We start from the raw sequence: 18,650 nt of genomic DNA, 5'->3' as shown, positions 1-18,650 counted from the left end.
AAAGGGACTACGAAAGGGCCATATCGTCCGCTCCCGCCCGGCAGAACCGGGCGTCAACAGGTCCAAACCCTCGTAGAGCCCTTGCCAGGGGCCGGCTACGAGGGACGAGAAACGTCATTGAACGATAAACGTCATTGAAGGAGACGAAAATGGCAGTCCGGGTCGGGATCAACGGGTTTGGCCGCATCGGCCGCAACGTTCTGCGCGCCATCGCGGAATCGGGCCGCAAGGACATCGTGGTGGTCGGCATCAACGATCTCGGCCCGGTCGAGACCAACGCCCACCTGCTGCGCTTCGACAGCGTGCATGGCCGCTTCCCGCACACCGTGACCGTCGACGGCGACACGATCGATATCGGCCAGGGCAAGATCAAGGTCACCGCCGAGCGTGATCCGTCGAAGCTGCCGTGGAAGGATCTCGGCGTCGACATCGCGCTGGAATGCACCGGCATCTTCACCTCCAAGGACAAGGCCTCCGCGCACCTGACCGCCGGCGCCAAGCGCGTGCTGGTATCGGCCCCGGCCGACGGCGCCGACGCCACCATCGTCTACGGCGTCAACCACACCACGCTGACCAAGGATCATCTGGTCGTCTCCAACGGCTCCTGCACCACCAACTGCCTGGCGCCGGTCGCCAAGGTGCTGAACGATACGGTCGGCATCGAGACCGGCTTCATGACCACGATCCACGCCTACACCGGCGACCAGCCGACGCTCGACACCATGCACAAGGATCTCTATCGCGGCCGCGCGGCGGCGATGTCGATGATCCCGACCTCGACCGGCGCCGCCAAGGCGATCGGCCTGGTGCTGCCGGAGCTGAAGGGCAAGCTCGACGGCGTCGCGATCCGCGTGCCGACGCCGAATGTCTCGGTGGTCGATCTCAAGATCGTCGCCAAGCGCAACACCGAGCCGAAGGAGATCAACGAGGCGATCAAGCGCGCCGCCGAGCAGGAGCTCAAGGGCGTGCTCGGTTACACCAATTCGCCCAACGTCTCGATCGACTTCAACCACGACCCGCACTCGTCGACGTTCCACATGGACCAGACCAAGGTCATGAACGGCAACCTCGTGCGCGTGATGTCCTGGTACGACAACGAGTGGGGCTTCTCCAATCGCATGGCCGACACCGCCGTCGCGATGGGCAAGCTGCTCTAACAAAATTGACTGTCATGGCCGGGCTTGTCCCGGCCATCCACGTTTTACGCCCATAGAAGGACGACGTGGATGCCCGGCACAAGGCCGGGCATGACGCCTGGGAGGCACCGCATGAAACAATTCCGCACCCTCGACGACGTCGATCCCAAGGGCAAGCGCGTGCTGCTGCGCGTCGATCTCAACGTGCCCATGGAGAATGGCCACGTCACCGACGCCACGCGCCTGGAGCGCGTCGCGCCGACCATCAATGAGCTCGCCACCAAGGGCGGCAAGGTCATCCTGCTCGCGCATTTCGGCCGGCCGAAGGGCCGCGACGCCAAGGACTCGCTGAAGCCGGTCGCCGCCGCGCTCTCGCAAGTGATCAAGCGCCCGGTCGCCTTTGCCGACGACTGCATCGGCGAGCCGGCGGCGACCGCCATCGCCGCAATGAAGGACGGCGACGTGCTGTGCCTGGAGAACACGCGCTTCCACAAAGAGGAAGAGAAGAACGATCCGGCCTTCGTGGCCGAGCTCGCCAAGCTCGGCGACATCTGGGTCAACGACGCCTTCTCCGCAGCGCACCGCGCCCATGCCTCGACCGAGGGCCTCGGCCACAAGCTGCCGGCCTATGCCGGCCGCACCATGCAGGCCGAGCTCGACGCGCTCGACAAGGCGCTGGGCCGCCCGGCCAAGCCGGTGATCGCGATCGTCGGCGGCGCCAAGGTCTCGACCAAGATCGACCTGTTGGAGAACCTCGTCACCAAGGTCGATGCGCTGGTGATCGGCGGCGGCATGGCCAACACCTTCCTGCATGCCCAGGGCGTGCAGATCGGCAAGTCCCTGGCCGAGAAGGATCTGGCAGCGACCGCGCTCAGGATCATGGAGAAGGCGGAAGCCTCGAACTGCGCCATCATCCTGCCGGTGGACGCGACCGTCTCCTATCACTTCGCAGCCAACTCGCCGTCCTTCGCCTATGGCCTCGACGCGATCCCGCCGGACAGCATGATCCTCGATGTCGGCCCGCAATCGACCGCACGCATCCATGCCGCGATCGACGATGCCGCGACGCTGGTCTGGAACGGTCCGCTCGGCGCCTTCGAGCTGACGCCGTTCGACCGCGGCACGATGGTCGCCGCCAAGCACGCAGCGGAACGCACCAAGACCAAGAAGCTGGTCTCGGTGGCCGGCGGCGGCGATACCGTCGCGGCCCTCAACCAGGCCGGCGTGGCCGCCGACTTCAGCTACGTCTCGACCGCCGGCGGCGCCTTCCTGGAATGGATGGAAGGCAAGCCGCTGCCGGGCGTGGAAGTGCTGAAGGCCTGATCCTCAGAGCTTGTCGGCCATGGATGTTTCTGTTATGTTCCATTCATGGCTGACACTCCGACAGACGCCGTGCACTCGATCCTGATCAAGATTCAGGAGAGCATTGCTGCGTTCCGATCGGAGTTTGGACAGTTCAGACAATCGACCGAGACGCGGCTCGATAGCTTGGAAACCTTGATCCGCAAGCAGCGGCGTGATTCCGCCGGCATGCTGGTCATGATGCGCGCGGCCGCCAGCGACTTCGACGAGCGTGTCACCGAGGTCGAAGAGCGCATCGCGGCTCTCGAAGCCAGGAAGAGCTGAGCCAGCTCTTACGTGCTGTCCGTTGCGACGGATTTGGCTGATAACCTATGAATGGCCGCTGATAGCGCGGTCTGGTGGCCTGCGTCGCCCGCAACCCTTGGAATCTCCCGACCACCGCGTTATGCACGGTGCAGCAGTTTCGACACGTGCGCATCCTGCCGCACGGTCCAATTCTTAATCAGGGAGTTCCAGCCATGGCTCGTATCACGTTGCGTCAATTGCTCGACCACGCGGCGGAAAATGACTACGGCGTCCCGGCCTTCAACATCAACAACATGGAGCAGGCACTGGCGATCATGGAGGCGGCCAATGCGGTCGACGCTCCGGTGATCATCCAGGCCTCGCGCGGCGCCCGCTCCTATGCCAACGACGTCATGCTCAAGCACATGATGGACGCGGTCACCGAGATCTATCCGCACATTCCGGTGTGCGTGCATCTCGACCATGGCAACGGTCCCGACACCTGCATGACCGCGATCCAGTCCGGCTTCACCTCGGTGATGATGGACGGATCACTGAAGGCCGACGGCAAGACGCCGGCTGACTGGGACTACAATGTCGGCGTCACCAAGACGGTCGCCACCATGGCGCATCTCGGCGGCATCTCGGTCGAGGGTGAGCTCGGCGTGCTCGGCTCGCTCGAGACCGGCATGGGCGACAAGGAGGACGGCCACGGTGCCGAAGGCAAGCTGTCGCACGACCAGCTGCTGACCAACCCGGACGAGGCCGTGAAGTTCGTGCGTGAGACCCAGGTCGACGCGCTCGCGATCGCGATGGGCACCTCGCACGGCGCCTACAAATTCACGCGCAAGCCCGACGGCGACATCCTCGCCATGAACGTGATCGAGGAGATCCATCGCAAGCTGCCGAACACGCATCTCGTGATGCACGGCTCGTCCTCGGTGCCGCAGGACCTGCAGGAGATCATCAACGCCTATGGCGGCAGGATGAAGCCGACCTGGGGCGTGCCGGTCAGCGAGATTCAGCGCGGCATCAAGAACGGCGTGCGCAAGATCAACATCGACACCGACAACCGCATGGCGATGACCGGCCAGATCCGGAAAGTTCTGTCGGAGCACCCGGAGGAATTCGATCCGCGCAAGTACCTGAAGCCGGCGATGGAGGCGATGGCCAAGCTGTGCAAGCAGCGCCTGCAGGAGTTCAACACCGCCGGCCAGGCCTCCAAGATCAAGCGCGTGCTGACCACGGCCGAGATGGCCAAGCGCTACGCCAAGGGCGAGCTGGCTCCGAAGGTGGCGTGAGGCAGCTGCCGCCGCGCTGCGTTGAGCTTCTCGACCCCAGCAGCCGCCGCAACGGCGGTAAGCTCCCCTCCCCCTTGCGGGGAGGGGTCGGGTGGGTCCGGGGCGTACTATCAGTGATGAGATCGAAGGCGCATATCGACCATCGCGCTTGCGATTGAAGTGGCCGAACGCGTGCGCGCGACAGCGTTCACCACTTACGATCTCAACGCGTAACTCACTGAGTTCAGTGCGTGTGGCCCCCCCCCCAAACCCCTCCCCGCAAGGGGGAGGGAAGCCGACCACCGGTGACGTGATCGCTTGCTCCGATCAGCAACCTCCCCTTCACCTCTTCGAGAGTCCGCCTCACCGGCGGCCAATGTTTGCTCGGCATCCGCCCGAGAACCGTCTATTTTGATGGGCAGGGCAGGTGCGTCTGGAGCCAAGCATGAATCTCTCCGCACTGAACACCACGGCCCTTGCCATGGTTGCACCGGGCAAGGGCATCCTCGCCGCCGATGAATCCACCGGGACGATCAAGAAGCGCTTCGATGCCATCAAGGTCGAATCGACCGAACAGAACCGCCGCGACTATCGCGAGATGCTGTTTCGCAGCGAGGGCATGTCGTTCATCTCCGGCGTCATCCTCTATGACGAAACCATCCGGCAGCATGCCGCCGACGGCACCCCGCTGGTGAAGCTGATCGAAGCGGCCGGCGCCATTCCCGGCATCAAGGTCGATGAGGGAACACAGCCGCTGTCCGGCTGCCCCGGCGAGCGGGTCACGGTCGGCCTCGACAGGCTTGCGGATCGGCTGGCGACGTACTACGCGCTGGGTGCGCGCTTCGCCAAATGGCGGGCCGTGATCGATATCGACAAGGACAACATCCCTTCGATGACAGCGATCCATGTCAACGCGCATGCGCTCGGCCGCTATGCCGCCCTGTGCCAGGCAGCGAACATCGTGCCGATTGTCGAACCGGAGGTGCTGATGGACGGCGATCATGACATCGGTCGCTGCTTCGACGTCACGCGCCGCGTGCTGAACGAGGTGTTTCGTGAATTGCGCATCCAGCGCGTCGCGTTGGAAGGCATGATCCTGAAGCCCAACATGGCGGTCGCGGGCAAGCAGTCGCCGGACCAGGCCGGGGTGCAGGAGGTCGCCGAAAGGACCGTCCAACTGTTGAAGGAATGCGTGCCTGCGGCGGTGCCCGGCATCGCCTTCCTGTCCGGCGGACAATCCGACGAGAGCGCGACCGCGCATCTCGACGCGATGAACCGGCTCGGACCGCTGCCCTGGAAGCTGACCTTCTCCTACGGCCGCGCGCTGCAGGCGGCGCCGCAGCAGGCATGGGCAGGCAGGGCGGCGAACATCCCCGCCGGCCAGCGCGCCTTCACCCACCGCGCCCGCATGAACGCGCTTGCCAGCCGCGGCCAGTGGACCGCAGCGCTCGAGAAAGAGGCCGCCTAGTGTCCGGCAAGACGACATCCGCGCGGCCCGCGCCGCGCCTCTATCTGGCAACGCCGGTCGTGACCGATGCGGCGGCGCTGGCCGCCGGCCTGCCCGAGATCCTCGCCAGCGCCGACATCGCTGCGGTGCTGGTGCGGCTGAAGGACAGCGATCCGCGCAGCATGATCACGATGGTCAAGACGCTGGCGCCGGCGATCCAGGGCGCCGGCGCAGCGCTGCTGATCGACGGCCATCCCGACATCGTCGCCCGCGCCGGCGCCGATGGCGCGCACCTGACCGGCATCGCCGCGCTGGAGGAGGCGCTGCCCGGCCTGAAGCCGGACCGCATCGCCGGCTGCGGCGGCCTGTCCACACGCCATGATTCGATGCGCGCCGGCGAGCTCGGCGCCGACTATGTGCTGTTCGGCGAGCGCGATGCGCAGGGACGGCGGCCCTCGCCGGATGCCGTCAACGAGCGCCTCGCCTGGTGGGCGGAGCTGTTCGAGCCGCCCTGCGTCGGCTATGCGATCTCGCTCAAGGAGGCCGCGGACTTCGTCGCGGCGGGAGCCGATTTCGTGCTGGTCGACGACCTCGTCTGGAACGACGCCCGCGGCCCGGCCGCGGCGCTTGCTGAGATCAGCACCGCGATCCGCAGCGCCCATGCGGCCGCGCCAGCCGACGCGCCAGGACAGAGCTGAACGGCGGCCGATGACGATCCTGCGCCTGACATGTGTCGTTGCTGCGCTCGCCATGGCGATGCCGGGCGCACGCGCGCAGATCTCGTTGACGCCGCCGGCCCTGCAGCCGGCCCCGGCGGAAAAGCCCAAGCCGGTCGAACGGCCGGCGGAGAAGGCGGCCGAGAAGGCCAAGCCGCCGGCAACGTCCGCGGCAAAGAAGCCGGCCCCCGCCCCGTCGGCCAAGCCGGCCGCTCCAGCGCCGGCCGCGACGCCACCGCCCGCCACCAATGATCCCAATGTCGACCTGGTCTACGGCGCCTATCAGCGCGGCCAGTACAAGACCGCGTTCGATCTCGCCACGCCGCGGGCGCAGGCCGGCGATCCCAAGGCCATGGCGATGCTCGGCCAGCTCTACGAAAACGCCCAGGGCATCCGCCGCGATTACGAAAAGGCGGCGATCTGGTACAAGCGGGCCGCCGAGGCCGGCGACCGCGAGGCGATGTTCGCGCTGGCGATGATGCGGCTGGCCGGGCGCGGCGGCCCTGTCGACAAGCTCGAGGCGGTCAAGCTGCTGGCCTCCGCCGCCAAGCTCGGCGAGCCCAAGGCGGCCTACAATCTCGCGCTGCTCTATCTCGACGGCCAGACCTTGCCGCAGGACCTCAGGCGCTCGGCCGAGCTGCTGCGCCTGGCTGCGGATGCCGGCAATGCCGAGGCGCAATACGCGCTGGCGACCTTCTACAAGGAAGGAACCGGCGTGCCGAAAGACCTCGAAAAGGCCGCGCAATTGCTGAAGGCGGCCGCGATCGCCGACAATATCGACGCCGAGGTCGAATACGCCATCGCGCTGTTCAACGGCACCGGCGTGCCGAAGGACCAGCCCGCGGCCATCGCGCTGCTGCGCCGGGCCGCGCGGCAGAACAGCCCGGTCGCCCAGAACCGGCTGGCGTGGGTGCTGCTGTATGGAATCGCCACCCCGATGGACAAGGTCGAGGCCTACAAATGGCACCTGGTGGCCAAGACCGCCGGCAAGGGCGATCCCAAGCTCGACGAGAAATTCGCCGACATGCCCCCCGAAGACCGCGCCAAGGGCGAACAGGCCGCCAAGCACTGGCTGGGCACCATCAAGTGATCGGCCGCTGATCCGGCCTTGACGCGGCCGCCCCGGCAGGGCACCCACAGCCAGCCATTTCACCCGCCTTCGTCCGCTTCCGGGGAAGGCGCGCACCGCGAGGTGCGGTCAGCCCAGCGCATCGAGCTCATGATCCATTCCGCCCTCATCAACGTCATGGTCAAGGCCGCGCGCCGCGCCGGCCGCAACCTCAAGCGCGATCTCGGCGAGATCGAGCACCTGCAGGTGTCGCTGAAGGGGCCGGCCAATTTCGTCTCCCGCGCCGACAAGAAGGCCGAGGAGATGCTCTACGAGGATCTCTCCAAGGCCCGGCCCGGCTACGGCTTCCTCGGCGAGGAGGGCGGCAAGCGCGAAGGCAGCGACAAGTCGCACACCTGGATCGTCGACCCGCTCGACGGCACCACCAACTTCCTGCACGGCATCCCGCAATTCGCGATCTCGATCGCGCTGCAGCGCGAGGACACCGTGATCGCCGGCGTGGTCTACAATCCCGCCAACGACGAGCTCTACATCGCCGAGCGCGGCAAGGGCGCGTTCCTCAACGACCAGCGGCTGCGCGTCGCCGCGCGCAAACAGCTGCATGAATGCGTCATCGCCTGCGGCCTGCCGCATATCGGCCGCGGCGATCACCAGCTGTTCCTGCGCGAGATGACCTCGCTGCAGGTCAAGGTCGCAGGGCTCCGCCGCTTCGGCGCCGCCTCGCTCGACCTCGCCTTCGTCGCCGCCGGCCGTTTCGACGCCTATTGGGAGCGCGACCTGCAGCCCTGGGACATCGCCGCCGGTATGATCCTGGTGCGCGAGGCCGGCGGCACCGTGTCCGGCATCGACGGCAAGGAGGACGCGCTGGCGACCGGGCACGTGGTGTGCGGCAACGAGGTCATCCACCGCGAGCTGGTGAAGGTGCTGAAAGCGGCGGCGTAGCTTTGATTCTGCGCGGCCACCGGCCGCCTTCTTACGGTTTGCCAAACCGCTCGCCTCACACGCGGTGTCGTCCCGGCCTTGAGCCGGGACCCATAGCCACCGGCCGTTTTGATCGAGCAAGATGGGTCGACCAGAATGCCTCACACGTCTCCCTGGGGTTATGGGTCCCGGATCGGCGCGCGCGTGACGCGCGCTTGTCCGGGACGACACCGAGGGTGAGGCTGGCCGCGCCTAGTATCGCCGTCCGCTGGTGAATGCCTGCGGCGTGGCACCTGGCAGCGCCGGAGAGTTGATGTCGCTGTCGACGCGATCGGACGACTGCCCGGCATAGCTGAAGCCGAGCGACAGGCTGACATTGGAGGTCGGCTTGAACTCGACGCCGCCATTGATCGCGTAGGCCGGCGTCGAGGTCGATCGCCCGTCGAATGTCGCGAACGGGCCACCGAGGCCGGGATTGTATTTCAGCGTCTCGAAGCCGCCATAGAAGCTGACGCCGCTCTTGAAGGTGTAGCCGTATTGCGCGCCCTCGGTCGTGTACGACCCGAGCCCGCCGTAACGGTTGACGAGGTTCGAGCTCAGGCCGACGCCCGACAACGCCGCCCAATTGTTCGTCACGCTGTAGCTCCGCGCGAAGAAGCCGCTGTCCTTGCCGCTGCCCGTGAAGCTTGGAAAGTCACCGTAGGCGTCGAGGCTGCCGGAGTCGCTGAAGCCGACCGGCCAGCCCGGCAGCCAATATTTGACGGGACCGGATTGGGCGTGGGCGGCTGAGGCGCCGAGAGCAGCGAACACCAACGCGAGAACAGATTTGCGAGAGACCATCGACATGCCGTACCCGTCACGTGTCGTCGCAGCATACACGGACGGACCAAGAAACTCCAGTCGCGGGGATTGCAGCATCATGTCCCAGCGCCGGCGGTGCTCTCCCCTCCCCCTTGCGGGGAGGGGTCGGGGGTGGGGGTCCGCGAACTCCGAACGCCGATAAGGGAACATATCTTCGGGCGCCCACGAATGAGCAAGCGGCTTGCGTTTCTCGCTCAAGCAAATGAGCCGCGTCGTGGATGGGAGTAGATTTCATCACATTGAGCGGGACTGGTGGACCCCCACCCCCAACCCCTCCCCGCAAGGGGGAGGGGAGCGCACCGACGGCTTGGCGAGATTGCGGCTCGCTTGATCGAGCGAGGTAATTCGATCGCCTACGGCTTCGCCGGCGCCGGCGGCCCGTACACCTCGCGCCCCGCCGCGGGCTCCGTCTTCTCCCGATCGCCCGCGAGCACGCGCTGCACGGATACGAAGAACACCGGCACCATCAGCAGCGCCAGGATCACCACCGCGATCATGCCGCCCATCACGTTGGTGCCGAGCGCCTGCTGGCTGGCACCGCCGGCGCCCGTCGCCATCGACATCGGCAGCACGCCGCAGACGAAGGCAAGGCCGGTCATGATGATCGGGCGGAAACGCAAGGAGCAGGCCTCGATCGTCGCCGCGACCAGCGGCTTGCCGTGGGCGCGCAGATCCTTGGCGAACTCGATGATCAGGATCGCGTCCTTTGCGGCGAGGCCGATGATGGTGATCAGCGCCACCGTGAAGTACACGTCGTTCGACAGGCCGCGCAGATTGGCGGCGACGACGGCGCCGAGGATGCCGAGCGGCACGGTCAGGAGCACCGCGAGCGGGATCGTCCAGCTCTCGTAGAGCGCAGCGAGACACAGGAACACGACCAGCGCCGAGAGACCGAGCAGCAGCGGCGCCTGCGAGCCCGACAGCTTCTCCTGCAGCGACTGTCCGGTCCATTCATAGCCGAAGCCGCGCGGCAACTTGCCAGCGAGCCGCTCCATCTCCTTGAGCGCATCGCCCGAGGTGTAGCCCGGCTTGGCCTCGCCGGAGATGCGGATCGCCGGATAGTAGTTGAAGCCGGCGATCTGGGTCGGTCCCTTGGCCCATTGGATGGTCGCGAACGACGAGAACGGCACCAATTGTCCCTTGGCGTTCTTGACGCTGTAGTTGAGGATGTCGTCCGCGTTCATGCGGCTGATGCGGTCGGCCTGCACCACGACGCGCTGCATGCGGCCGCGGTTGGGGAAATCGTTGACGTAGGTCGAGCCGAGATTGGTCGAGATCGTGTTGTTGATGTCCTCGAAGGTGACGCCGAAGGCACCGGCCTTCTCGCGGTCGATCATCAGATTGACCTGGGGACCCTGCGGCAGGCCTTCGATGAAGACCTTCTGCAGCACCTGGCTGGCATTGGCCTCGGCGATCAGCTGGTCGGCGGCCGCGGTCAGCGCGGCATAGCCCTTCTGGCCGCGGTCCTGCAGGCGGAAGCTGAAGCCGGAGGAGTTGCCGAGATTGTCGATCGGCGGCGGCTGCAGCGCGGTGATCTTGGCGTCGCGCAAGCCGGCGAGATCGCGGTTGATGTCGGCGACCAGTGCCGCGGCGCTGTCATGCTTGCCGCGCTCCGACCAGTCCTTCAGCGAGATGAAGGCCTGCGCGGTGTTGACGCCCTGGCCGGCATAGCTGAAGCCGGTCAGGAAGGTGACGTCCTCGATCCCCGCGCGCTTGGCGAGATACTTCTCGACCGCCTCCACCGCGGCCTGCGTCCGCGCGTAGGACGAGTCCGCCGGCGTCTGCACGTCCGTCGTGATGAAGCCCTGGTCGTCGACCGGCAGGAAGCCGCCGGGCAACTGGATGAAGGCGAAGGTCAGCCCGACCAGGAAGATCGCATAGATCAGCATCAGCCGGCCGGTGCGCTTCAGCGCGCCGCCGACCACGCCGGTGTAGCGGTTGCGGCTGTTGTCCATGAAGCGGTTGAACCAGCCGAACAGGCCTTTCTTCGCGTGACCGTGACCGGCCGTGACCGGCTTGAGCAGGGTCGCGCACAGCGCCGGCGTCAGCGACAGCGCCAGCAGCGCCGAGAAGCCGATCGCCGCCACCATGGTAACCGAGAACTGCCGGTAGATGATGCCGACCGAGCCGGGGAAGAACGCCATCGGCACGAACACCGCCATCAGCACCAGCGTGATGCCGATGATGGCGCCGGTGATCTGGCCCATCGCCTTGCGCGTCGCCTCCTTCGGCGACAGCCCCTCCTCGGTCATGATGCGCTCGACGTTCTCGACCACGACGATGGCGTCGTCGACGAGGATGCCGACCGCGAGCACCATGCCGAACATCGTCAGCATGTTGATGGAGTAGCCGACCAGCATCAAGGTGGCGCAGGTGCCGAGCAGCGCCACGGGCACCACGATGGTCGGAATGATGGTGTAGCGGATGTTCTGCAGGAACAGGAACATCACCACGAACACCAGCACGACGGCTTCGACCAGGGTCATCAGCACCCGCTTGATCGAGGCCTTCACCACCGGCGTGATGTCGTAGGGAATCTCATAGGTGATGTTGGAGGGGAAGAAGCGCGACAGCTCCTTCATCTTGGCCTCGACCGCACCAGCGGTCGCCAGCGCATTGCCGGTCGGCGACAGCAGCACCGAGAGACCGGCGGTCGGCTTGCCGTTGAGGCGGGTGTTGAACTGATAGCTGAGGCCGCCGATCTCGACGCGCGCGACGTCGCGCAGCCGCACCGTCGAGCCGTCGGGGTTGGCGCGCAGGATGATCGCGCTGAACTCGTCGGGTGAATCGAGCTGGCCCTTGACCAGCACCAGCGCCGAGGTGCGCTGCGAGGTCGTCGCGGGCTCGGCGCCGATGCTGCCGGAGGCGACCTGGGCGTTCTGCGCGCCGATCGCCTTGGTGACGTCGTCGGCGGTCAGGCCGTAGCCGATCAGCTTGGCGGGATCGAGCCAGACGCGCAGCGAGCGCTCGGTCGAATACAGCGTGGCACGGCCGACGCCGGGGATGCGCCGGATTTCGCCGAGCACGTTGCGGATCATGAAGTCGCCGAGGCCGACCTCGTCGAGGCTGCCGTCGGTCGACTGCAGGGTGATGATTTGCAGCACCGCGGCGGAGGCTTCCTCGACCAGGATGCCCTGCTGGATGACGGCGCGCGGCAGCCGCGCCTCGACACGCTTGAGGCGGTTCTGCACCTCGACCGAGGCGTCGTTGGTCGACGTGCCCGGCACGAAGTTGGCGGTGATCTCGACCTGGCCGAGCGAGTCGCTGGTGGATTCGAAGTTGAGAATGCCGGAGGCGCCGTTGAGCTCCTCCTCGATCAGCCGCGTCACGCTGTTGTAGAGGTTCTCGGGCGACGCGCCGGGATAGCTGGTCGAGATCGAGATCGAGGGCGGCGCGATGATCGGATATTGCGCCACCGCCAGCAGCGGGATCGCGATCGCGCCGATCAGGCAGATGAACAGCGCGACCACCCAGGCGAAGATCGGCCTGTCGATGAAGAAGCTCGGCATGGCGAATTACCGCGACGTCGACTTCGATTCGAGCTGCGTCGCGGCGCTGACCTCGGTCCAGACCTGCGGCGCGACCCTGTCGCCGGCGGCAAACTTCTGGAAGCCGTCGACCACGACCTTGTCGCCGGCGCGCAGACCGTCGGTGATCAGCACGAGGCCGTCCTGGATCGGACCGGTGCGGATCGGCCTCGCGATCGCGCGGTTGTCGTCGCGGATGACGTAGACCTCGGAGCCGCCGGCCGCATTGCGCTGCACCGCCTGCTGCGGCACGCCGACGGAGTCGCTGTCGATGCCCTGCTCGATGCGGACGCGGACATACATGCCCGGCAGCAGCTCGCGCTTGGGATTGGCGAACTCGCCGCGCAGGGTGACCTGACCAGTGGCGGCATCGACCTTGGCGTCGGAGAATAGCAGCTTGCCCGGGATCGAGTACGGCGTGCCGTCGTCGAGCACGAGACGGACCTTGATCGCGTCGGGCGAGATCTGGTCGAGATCGCCGGACTCGAACGCGCGGCGCAGGCGGTTCAGCTCGCTCACAGACTGGGTGAAGTCGGCATAGATCGGGTCGAGCTGCTGGATCGTGACCAGCGAGGTCTCGTTCTGGACCGCGATGGCGCCTTCGCTCACCTGGGCCGCACCGACGATACCGTCGATCGGCGCGCGCACGGTCGCGTAGTCGAGATTGAGCTGGGCGCGCGCGAGATCGGCCTTGCGGGCCTCGATATCGGCCGCAGCCTCACGTTCCGACGAGATCGCCTTCTCGTTCTCGACGGCTGGCGCCGCGCGCTCCTTGAACAGCTGCGCGATGCGGTTCGCCTGCTGCACGGCGCGCTCATGCACCGCTTCGGCCTTGGCCAGCGCCGCACGGCTCGACAGGATCTCGACCTCGAAGGGTCGCGGATCGATCCGATAGAGCGGATCACCCGCCTTGACCTCGCTGCCCTGACGGAACAGCCGCTCGACGACGATGCCGGAGACGCGCGGGCGCACGTCGGAGACGCGGGTCGGCGCGATGCGGCCGGGCAGCTCGCGCACGATCGCGCGCGCCTTCTGCTCGACGGTCACGATGCCGACCTCGGGGATGACGATCTGCTCATTGGCGGAGGCCTGAGCCTGGATGGGGTCGTTGCAGCCGGCCAGCAGCGGCGCGGCGGCCGCGAGCATCAATGCACTGCTGACCAGCGACGCGCGAAAACGAGACATGAGTGGAGGAGCCCCCTCGATGATGATGAAAACCAGTCGACCGGATGACCCAGTCATGGCGCCATTCTGGCGCTCGCCTCGCGTGCAACATAGAAAACAGCTGCTGCGACGCAACGCGGAACCTGGGCGGCTTGATGTCACACGAACTACGTAGCTGATAGATTTAGCTTTTTCGCGACTCACCTGATTGTGAGCGCTTTGTGGCAACAAGTTCCAGGCAGGTTCCGCAGAGCGAAACGCGAATCCCATGACGGCGCTGCGGCATCCCGCCGCAGCGAACAAATTAGTTGGCCGGCCGCAGACGGTAATGGCTGACGCCCCATTCGCGGCCTTCGTCATGGCCGAACAGACCCGCGGTGGCGAGGAAGAACCAGCGCCAGCGGCGCATCCACAGCGTCGCGTCGTCGCCATAGACGGGCTGCAGCACCTGCAGGATGCGGTCGCGGTCGGCGTCGAAATTGGCGAGCCAGTCCCGCGCCGTGCGCTGATAATGCGCGCCGCTCCAACGCCATTCCTTCTCGACCGCGAACAGATCGTCGTACTGCCGGATCAGCCCGTGGCTCGGCATGATGCCGCCGGTGAAGAAGTGCTGCGCGATCCAATCCTCGCGATCGTTGCGGTCGAACAGGTAGGATGCGGTGCGATGGGTGAAGATGTGCATGAACAGCCGGCCATCCGGCAGGAGCCATGCCCGGACCCGCGACAGCAGCTCGCGCCAGTTCATCATGTGCTCGAACATCTCCACCGAGACGATGCGATCGAACCGCGCGTCGGGAGCGAACCCGTTCATGTCGGCGGTGACGACCCGCAAATTGAGCAGGCCGCGCGCGGCCGCCATCTCCTCGATGGCGCGGCGCTGCGAATGTGAGTTGGAGACCGCCGTGATCTTCGCACGCGGGAACTGCCGGGCCATGAACAGCGACAGCGAGCCCCAGCCGCAGCCGAGTTCCAGAATGCTCTGGCCGTCCTGCAGATCGGCATTGGCCACCGTCTGGCGCAGCGCCTCCTCCTCCGCCTCCTGCAGGGTCGAGACCGGCTCCTTGTAGAAGCAGCAGGAATATTTGCGGTTCGGCCCTAGCACGCGGGCGAAGAACGCCGCCGGCACCTCGTAGTGCTGGCTGTTCGCCGCGTCGGTATGCTCGGCGATCGGCCGCGTCGTCAGCAGGCGGGCGAACTCTGCGTCACCCATCGCATCGGCCCCGCCGAGCCGCGCCGCCGTGCGCGCGCACAATTCGGAGATCGCCGAGCGGATGACGGCATCGGGCAGCGGCACACGCTCGGCGGCGCCGATGATGGTCGAGATGAAGCTCATGCGGTGGCTCCGTTACTTCGCAAAGTGATTTGGCGGCAGGGGAAAGAACGCGCTGGTGCGCGCCTGGTAGGCCCGGTAGCGTTCGCCGCGCGAGCGCAGCATCTGCTGCTCCAGCGGCGGGATGCCGGTGACGTGGACCAGGATCCAGTACATGAACAGCGGCGCGAGCAGGCTGGCGAAGCCCCACGGGTGGTCGAACGACAGCGCGATGACCGGGTAGGACAGCCAGCACACCCATTCGAAGAAATAGTTGGGATGGCGCGACCAGCGCCACAGGCCGACGTCGCACACCTTGCCCTTGTTGGCGGGATCGGCACGGAACGCCTTGAGCTGAGCGTCGGCGACGCCCTCGCCGGCGATCCCTGCGAACAGCACGAGGATGCCGAGATAGTCCTGCAGCCGCAGCTCGGCGGCCGGCGCATGGGCGGCGACGAACATCGCGAACACCAGCGGGATCGAGCCCCAGGCCTGCTGCTGCAGGAACAGGAACATCTTTCGCGGTGCGGCCGCGCCCCATTGCCGGGCAAACTCCGCATAGCGCGGGTCGTCGGAGATGCCGCGGCTGCGCACCGCGACATGGCTGCCGAGCCGCAGCGCCCAGACCGCCACCAGCACCGCGACCAGCCATTGCCGCGCGTTGGGGGCGGCACCGCCGGCGGGCCAGATCGCGCCGACGGCGCCGACCAGCCCGACGGAAAACGTCCAGATGGTGTCGACCCAGCCGGAGTTGCCGCTGCGCTGCTGCACGACCCAGGCGAGCCCCATCAGCACCGACATCGCCACGGCCATCGCCAGCAGCGCTTGCAGATATTCAACGACGGTCATGACAAAGCCAGGGCGTTCCCGCTAGATATGAGCCACGGGACTAACTACGCCGCGGATGCCCGCCGGTTTCAGCCATAGTTCCGCGCAGGGGACGGGATTGCGCCGATCGCGGCTTTTTTCCCGCTGCTGCTGTGCCATAGTGGATTTCAGGGACCGGTCCCCGCAACGGATGTCATCGACAATGCCTCAAGGCTCCCCCTCCCGCTCCGCGATGGACGTCGAACGGACCAAGCTGTCCACGCCCCGGATCTTCCTGGTGCGGATGCTGGTCTTCCTGGTGCTGTGCGCCCTGGTCGGCGTCGTGCTCTACAAGCAGATCGTCATGGCGTTCTTCGCCAATCCCGGCCTCAACGCCCTGATCGGGGCCGTGCTGCTGATCGGCGTCATCCTGTCGTTCCGACAGGTGGTCCGGCTCTATCCGGAAGTGTCCTGGGTCAACAATTTCCGCATCGCCGATCCCGGCCTGGCGGTGCCTCGCCACCCGGTCCTGCTGGCGCCGATGGCGGCCATCCTCGGCCGCGAGCGCTCGGGGCGGATGTCGATCTCGCAGCAGACCATGCGCCATCTGCTCGACTCGATCGCCACCCGGCTCGACGAGGCCCGCGACATCTCGCGCTACATGACCGGCCTCCTGGTGTTCCTGGGCCTGCTCGGCACGTTCTGGGGCCTGATCGAGACGGTCGGCTCGGTCGGCAAGGTGATCGAAGGGCTGAAGGTCGGCGGCGACGCCGGTGCGCTGTTCGACACGCTGAAGGGCGGCCTTGCCGCGCCGCTGGGCGGCATGGGCATCTCGTTCTCGTCCTCGCTGTTCGGCCTCGCCGGCTCGCTTATCCTCGGCTTCCTCGACCTGCAATCGAGCCAGGCGCAGAACCGCTTCTATACCGACCTGGAGGACTGGCTCGCCGGCACCGTGCGGGAATATGGCGGCAGCGGCGACACCGGTGCCGACCTCTCGGTTGCCATCGAGCGGCTGCGCACCGCCATGGAAGAAGGCTCCAACCGCGGCGCCACCGCGGCGATGGCCAACCTCGCCGAGGCGATCCAGGGCCTGGTCGGGCACATGCGCACCGAGCAGCAGATGATCCGCGAATGGGCCGACGGCCAGGGCGAGCAGAACCGCGAGATCAAGCGGCTGCTGGAGCGGCTGGCGCGGCAGACGGAGAAGAGTTGAGCTGCTCCGTCGGCCGGCCCAGGCCGAACTACTAGACGAGCTAGGAGACGCTGAATGGCGCTTGCCCGTACCCGCCGCGGAGATTCCGGCCTCAACTACTGGCCGGGCTTCGTTGACGCGCTGTCGACGCTGGTGCTGTCGATCGTGTTCCTGCTGACCGTGTTCCTGGTGGTGCAGTTCTTCCTGTCGCAGGAGGTCACCGGCAAGGACAAGGCGCTGGAGCAGCTCAACGCCAAGATCGCGCAGCTCAACGAGATGCTGTCCCTGGAGAAGCTCGGCAAGCTCTCGCTGGACGACCAGGTTGCGCAGCTGCGCGCCGGGCTCGCGAACGCCGAGGCCGAGCGCGACCGCGTCAAGGGCCTCTATGACGGGCTCGCCAATGCCGGCAGCAATGCCGCCGGCCGCGCCAACGAGCTCAACCGGGCGCTCGACTCCGAGAAGCAGGTCACGGCGCGGGCGCTGGCCCAGATCGAGGTGCTCAACCAGCAGATCAGCGCACTGCGCCGCCAGCTCGCCGCGCTCGAGGATGCGCTCGATGCCTCGGAGAAGCGCGACAAGGAATCGCAGAGCCGCATCGCCGATCTCGGCTCGCGCCTCAACGTCGCGCTGGCACAGCGGGTGCAGGAGCTGACCCGGTACCGCTCGGAGTTCTTCGGCCGGCTGCGCGCCATCCTCGGCAACCGTCCCGACATCCGCGTCGTCGGCGACCGCTTCGTGTTCCAGTCGGAGGTGTTCTTCGACACCGGACAGGCCACCCTGCTGCCCGAGGGCCAGCAGGAGCTGAACTCGGTGGCGACCGCGCTGGTCGACCTCGACAAGCAGATCCCCGCAGAGATCTCCTGGGTGCTGCGGGTCGACGGCCACACCGACGTTCGTCCGATCAACAGCCCGGTGTTCAAGTCGAACTGGGAATTGTCCTCGGCGCGCGCCATCTCGGTGGTGCAATATCTGATCTCGCTCGGCGTACCGGCCCAGCGCCTGGTCGCGGCGGGCTTCGCCGAATTCCAGCCGCTCGATCCTGCGAACACCGAGGAAGCGTTCCGCCGCAACCGGCGTATCGAGCTGAAGCTGACGGAGCGGTGACGTCGAACTCCACCCTCCGCCCCTATCGCGCCGAGGACGAGGACGCCGCGATCGCGCTGTGGCAGGAGACGTGGCAGCTCGCCTATCCCGCCATCGATTTTGCCGCGCGCGCTGCGTGGTGGCGTGAGCGCTGGCGCAATGAGCTGGTGCCGAAGGCGGAGGTGATCGTCGGTGAGGCGGAAGGTGCACTTGCCGGATTCGTCACGATCGATGCAACGGGCTATCTCGATCAGCTGGTGGTCTCGCCGCGGTATTGGGGCTCACCGCTCGCGACGCAATTAGTGGACGCTGCCAAGGAGCGATCCCCTGGAGGCATCACGCTGCTGGTCAACAAGGATAACGCGCGAGCAATCAGCTTCTACAAGCGCTGTGGCTTTGTTGAAGCCGGCGAGGACGTCAACCTGACCTCGGGCCGCCCGGTGCTGCGGATGGCGTGGACGCCTTAGTTGCCGACACTCGGCCTCGCAGCCGCATGCTCTGCTGTCGTCCCGGACAACCGAGCGAAGCGAGGGCAGATCCGGGACCCATAC

16 protein-coding genes are annotated in these 18,650 nt (G+C 66.6%); 11 read left to right on the top strand and 5 right to left on the bottom strand.

The features are described 5' to 3' along the window. Positions 1-149: 149 nt before the first annotated feature. The 8 genes from gap to ACQR1X_RS06640 all read left to right on the top strand — a co-directional run bounded on the left by gap (position 150) and on the right by ACQR1X_RS06640 (position 8,177). Positions 150-1,157 carry a type I glyceraldehyde-3-phosphate dehydrogenase gene (gene gap, locus ACQR1X_RS06675; RefSeq protein WP_316238135.1) on the top strand — a complete coding sequence of 336 codons (1,008 nt, stop codon included), beginning with the start codon at positions 150-152 and terminating at the stop codon, positions 1,155-1,157. Between the two features lie 111 nt (positions 1,158-1,268). After that, positions 1,269-2,459: a phosphoglycerate kinase gene (locus tag ACQR1X_RS06670; protein WP_315804782.1), complete on the top strand. Its 1,191-nt coding sequence runs from the start codon at positions 1,269-1,271 to the stop codon at positions 2,457-2,459. Between the two features lie 45 nt (positions 2,460-2,504). Continuing rightward, on the top strand, positions 2,505-2,762 hold the full coding sequence (locus ACQR1X_RS06665) for a hypothetical protein (protein WP_315804781.1): 258 nt from the start codon (positions 2,505-2,507) through the stop codon (positions 2,760-2,762). Between the two features lie 194 nt (positions 2,763-2,956). Beyond that, positions 2,957-4,024, top strand: coding sequence for a class II fructose-bisphosphate aldolase (gene fba, locus ACQR1X_RS06660; protein WP_315804780.1), 1,068 nt, complete (start codon positions 2,957-2,959; stop codon positions 4,022-4,024). 424 nt (positions 4,025-4,448) lie between these two features. After that, positions 4,449-5,471, top strand: a complete 1,023-nt coding sequence (locus tag ACQR1X_RS06655) for a class I fructose-bisphosphate aldolase (protein WP_315804779.1) — start codon at positions 4,449-4,451, stop codon at positions 5,469-5,471. After that, positions 5,471-6,148 carry a thiamine phosphate synthase gene (locus tag ACQR1X_RS06650; RefSeq protein WP_434898535.1) on the top strand — a complete coding sequence of 226 codons (678 nt, stop codon included), beginning with the start codon at positions 5,471-5,473 and terminating at the stop codon, positions 6,146-6,148. Before ACQR1X_RS06655 ends, ACQR1X_RS06650 begins: the two co-directional genes overlap by 1 nt. Before the next feature lie 10 nt (positions 6,149-6,158). Then, positions 6,159-7,256 carry a tetratricopeptide repeat protein gene (locus tag ACQR1X_RS06645; RefSeq protein ID WP_316216505.1) on the top strand — a complete coding sequence of 366 codons (1,098 nt, stop codon included), beginning with the start codon at positions 6,159-6,161 and terminating at the stop codon, positions 7,254-7,256. Between the two features lie 129 nt (positions 7,257-7,385). Then, entirely contained in the window at positions 7,386-8,177 is a 792-nt protein-coding gene (locus ACQR1X_RS06640; protein WP_434898534.1) for an inositol monophosphatase family protein, read from the top strand. Between the two features lie 231 nt (positions 8,178-8,408). Here ACQR1X_RS06640 and ACQR1X_RS06635 read toward each other — a convergent pair whose 3' ends face one another. The 5 genes from ACQR1X_RS06635 to ACQR1X_RS06615 all read right to left on the bottom strand — a co-directional run bounded on the left by ACQR1X_RS06635 (position 8,409) and on the right by ACQR1X_RS06615 (position 15,866). Continuing rightward, positions 8,409-9,002 (bottom strand): outer membrane protein, encoded by a 594-nt coding sequence (locus ACQR1X_RS06635; protein ID WP_434898533.1) that lies wholly within the window; start codon positions 9,000-9,002, stop codon positions 8,409-8,411. A 368-nt stretch (positions 9,003-9,370) separates the two neighbouring features. Further along, positions 9,371-12,526, bottom strand: a complete 3,156-nt coding sequence (locus ACQR1X_RS06630; protein ID WP_315804774.1) for a multidrug efflux RND transporter permease subunit — start codon at positions 12,524-12,526, stop codon at positions 9,371-9,373. A 6-nt stretch (positions 12,527-12,532) separates the two neighbouring features. Next, positions 12,533-13,729, bottom strand: a complete 1,197-nt coding sequence (locus tag ACQR1X_RS06625; RefSeq protein WP_315804844.1) for an efflux RND transporter periplasmic adaptor subunit — start codon at positions 13,727-13,729, stop codon at positions 12,533-12,535. Between the two features lie 283 nt (positions 13,730-14,012). Further along, a complete protein-coding gene (locus ACQR1X_RS06620) occupies positions 14,013-15,041 on the bottom strand; it encodes an SAM-dependent methyltransferase (protein WP_315804773.1) in 1,029 nt (342 codons plus the stop codon). Positions 15,042-15,053: 12 nt separating this feature from the next. Then, a complete protein-coding gene (locus ACQR1X_RS06615; protein ID WP_434898532.1) occupies positions 15,054-15,866 on the bottom strand; it encodes a DUF1295 domain-containing protein in 813 nt (270 codons plus the stop codon). Positions 15,867-16,047: 181 nt separating this feature from the next. Between ACQR1X_RS06615 and ACQR1X_RS06610 the strand changes: the two genes are divergently transcribed. From ACQR1X_RS06610 to ACQR1X_RS06600, 3 genes are read left to right on the top strand one after another with little or no spacing between them, the layout of a single operon-like run. Then, positions 16,048-17,037 (top strand): flagellar motor protein MotA, encoded by a 990-nt coding sequence (locus ACQR1X_RS06610; RefSeq protein WP_315804771.1) that lies wholly within the window; start codon positions 16,048-16,050, stop codon positions 17,035-17,037. Between the two features lie 54 nt (positions 17,038-17,091). Next, positions 17,092-18,120, top strand: coding sequence for a peptidoglycan -binding protein (locus ACQR1X_RS06605; protein ID WP_315804770.1), 1,029 nt, complete (start codon positions 17,092-17,094; stop codon positions 18,118-18,120). Then, positions 18,117-18,566, top strand: coding sequence for a GNAT family N-acetyltransferase (locus ACQR1X_RS06600; RefSeq protein WP_434881820.1), 450 nt, complete (start codon positions 18,117-18,119; stop codon positions 18,564-18,566). Before ACQR1X_RS06605 ends, ACQR1X_RS06600 begins: the two co-directional genes overlap by 4 nt. The last annotated feature ends 84 nt before the right edge of the window (positions 18,567-18,650 follow it).

The sequence above is a fragment of the Bradyrhizobium sp. HKCCYLRH3073 genome, assembly GCF_051167995.1.
Taxonomy (GTDB): Bacteria; Pseudomonadota; Alphaproteobacteria; order Rhizobiales; family Xanthobacteraceae; genus Bradyrhizobium.
The sequence above is the reverse complement of the archived record's forward strand: the minus strand, read 5'-3'. Positions and strand labels throughout refer to the sequence as shown.

Bases quoted from the DNA above. Each gene is read 5' to 3' on its own strand.
- gap (WP_316238135.1), top strand. From the start codon at position 150: ATGGCAGTCCGGGTCGGGATCAACGGGTTTGGCCGCATCGGCCGCAAC.
- ACQR1X_RS06670 (WP_315804782.1), top strand. From the start codon at position 1,269: ATGAAACAATTCCGCACCCTCGACGACGTCGATCCCAAGGGCAAGCGC.
- ACQR1X_RS06665 (WP_315804781.1), top strand. From the start codon at position 2,505: ATGGCTGACACTCCGACAGACGCCGTGCACTCGATCCTGATCAAGATT.
- fba (WP_315804780.1), top strand. From the start codon at position 2,957: ATGGCTCGTATCACGTTGCGTCAATTGCTCGACCACGCGGCGGAAAAT.
- ACQR1X_RS06655 (WP_315804779.1), top strand. From the start codon at position 4,449: ATGAATCTCTCCGCACTGAACACCACGGCCCTTGCCATGGTTGCACCG.
- ACQR1X_RS06645 (WP_316216505.1), top strand. From the start codon at position 6,159: ATGACGATCCTGCGCCTGACATGTGTCGTTGCTGCGCTCGCCATGGCG.
- ACQR1X_RS06640 (WP_434898534.1), top strand. From the start codon at position 7,386: ATGATCCATTCCGCCCTCATCAACGTCATGGTCAAGGCCGCGCGCCGC.
- ACQR1X_RS06635 (WP_434898533.1), bottom strand. From the start codon at position 9,002: ATGTCGATGGTCTCTCGCAAATCTGTTCTCGCGTTGGTGTTCGCTGCT.
- ACQR1X_RS06630 (WP_315804774.1), bottom strand. From the start codon at position 12,526: ATGCCGAGCTTCTTCATCGACAGGCCGATCTTCGCCTGGGTGGTCGCG.
- ACQR1X_RS06625 (WP_315804844.1), bottom strand. From the start codon at position 13,729: ATGTCTCGTTTTCGCGCGTCGCTGGTCAGCAGTGCATTGATGCTCGCG.
- ACQR1X_RS06620 (WP_315804773.1), bottom strand. From the start codon at position 15,041: ATGAGCTTCATCTCGACCATCATCGGCGCCGCCGAGCGTGTGCCGCTG.
- ACQR1X_RS06615 (WP_434898532.1), bottom strand. From the start codon at position 15,866: ATGACCGTCGTTGAATATCTGCAAGCGCTGCTGGCGATGGCCGTGGCG.
- ACQR1X_RS06610 (WP_315804771.1), top strand. From the start codon at position 16,048: ATGCCTCAAGGCTCCCCCTCCCGCTCCGCGATGGACGTCGAACGGACC.
- ACQR1X_RS06605 (WP_315804770.1), top strand. From the start codon at position 17,092: ATGGCGCTTGCCCGTACCCGCCGCGGAGATTCCGGCCTCAACTACTGG.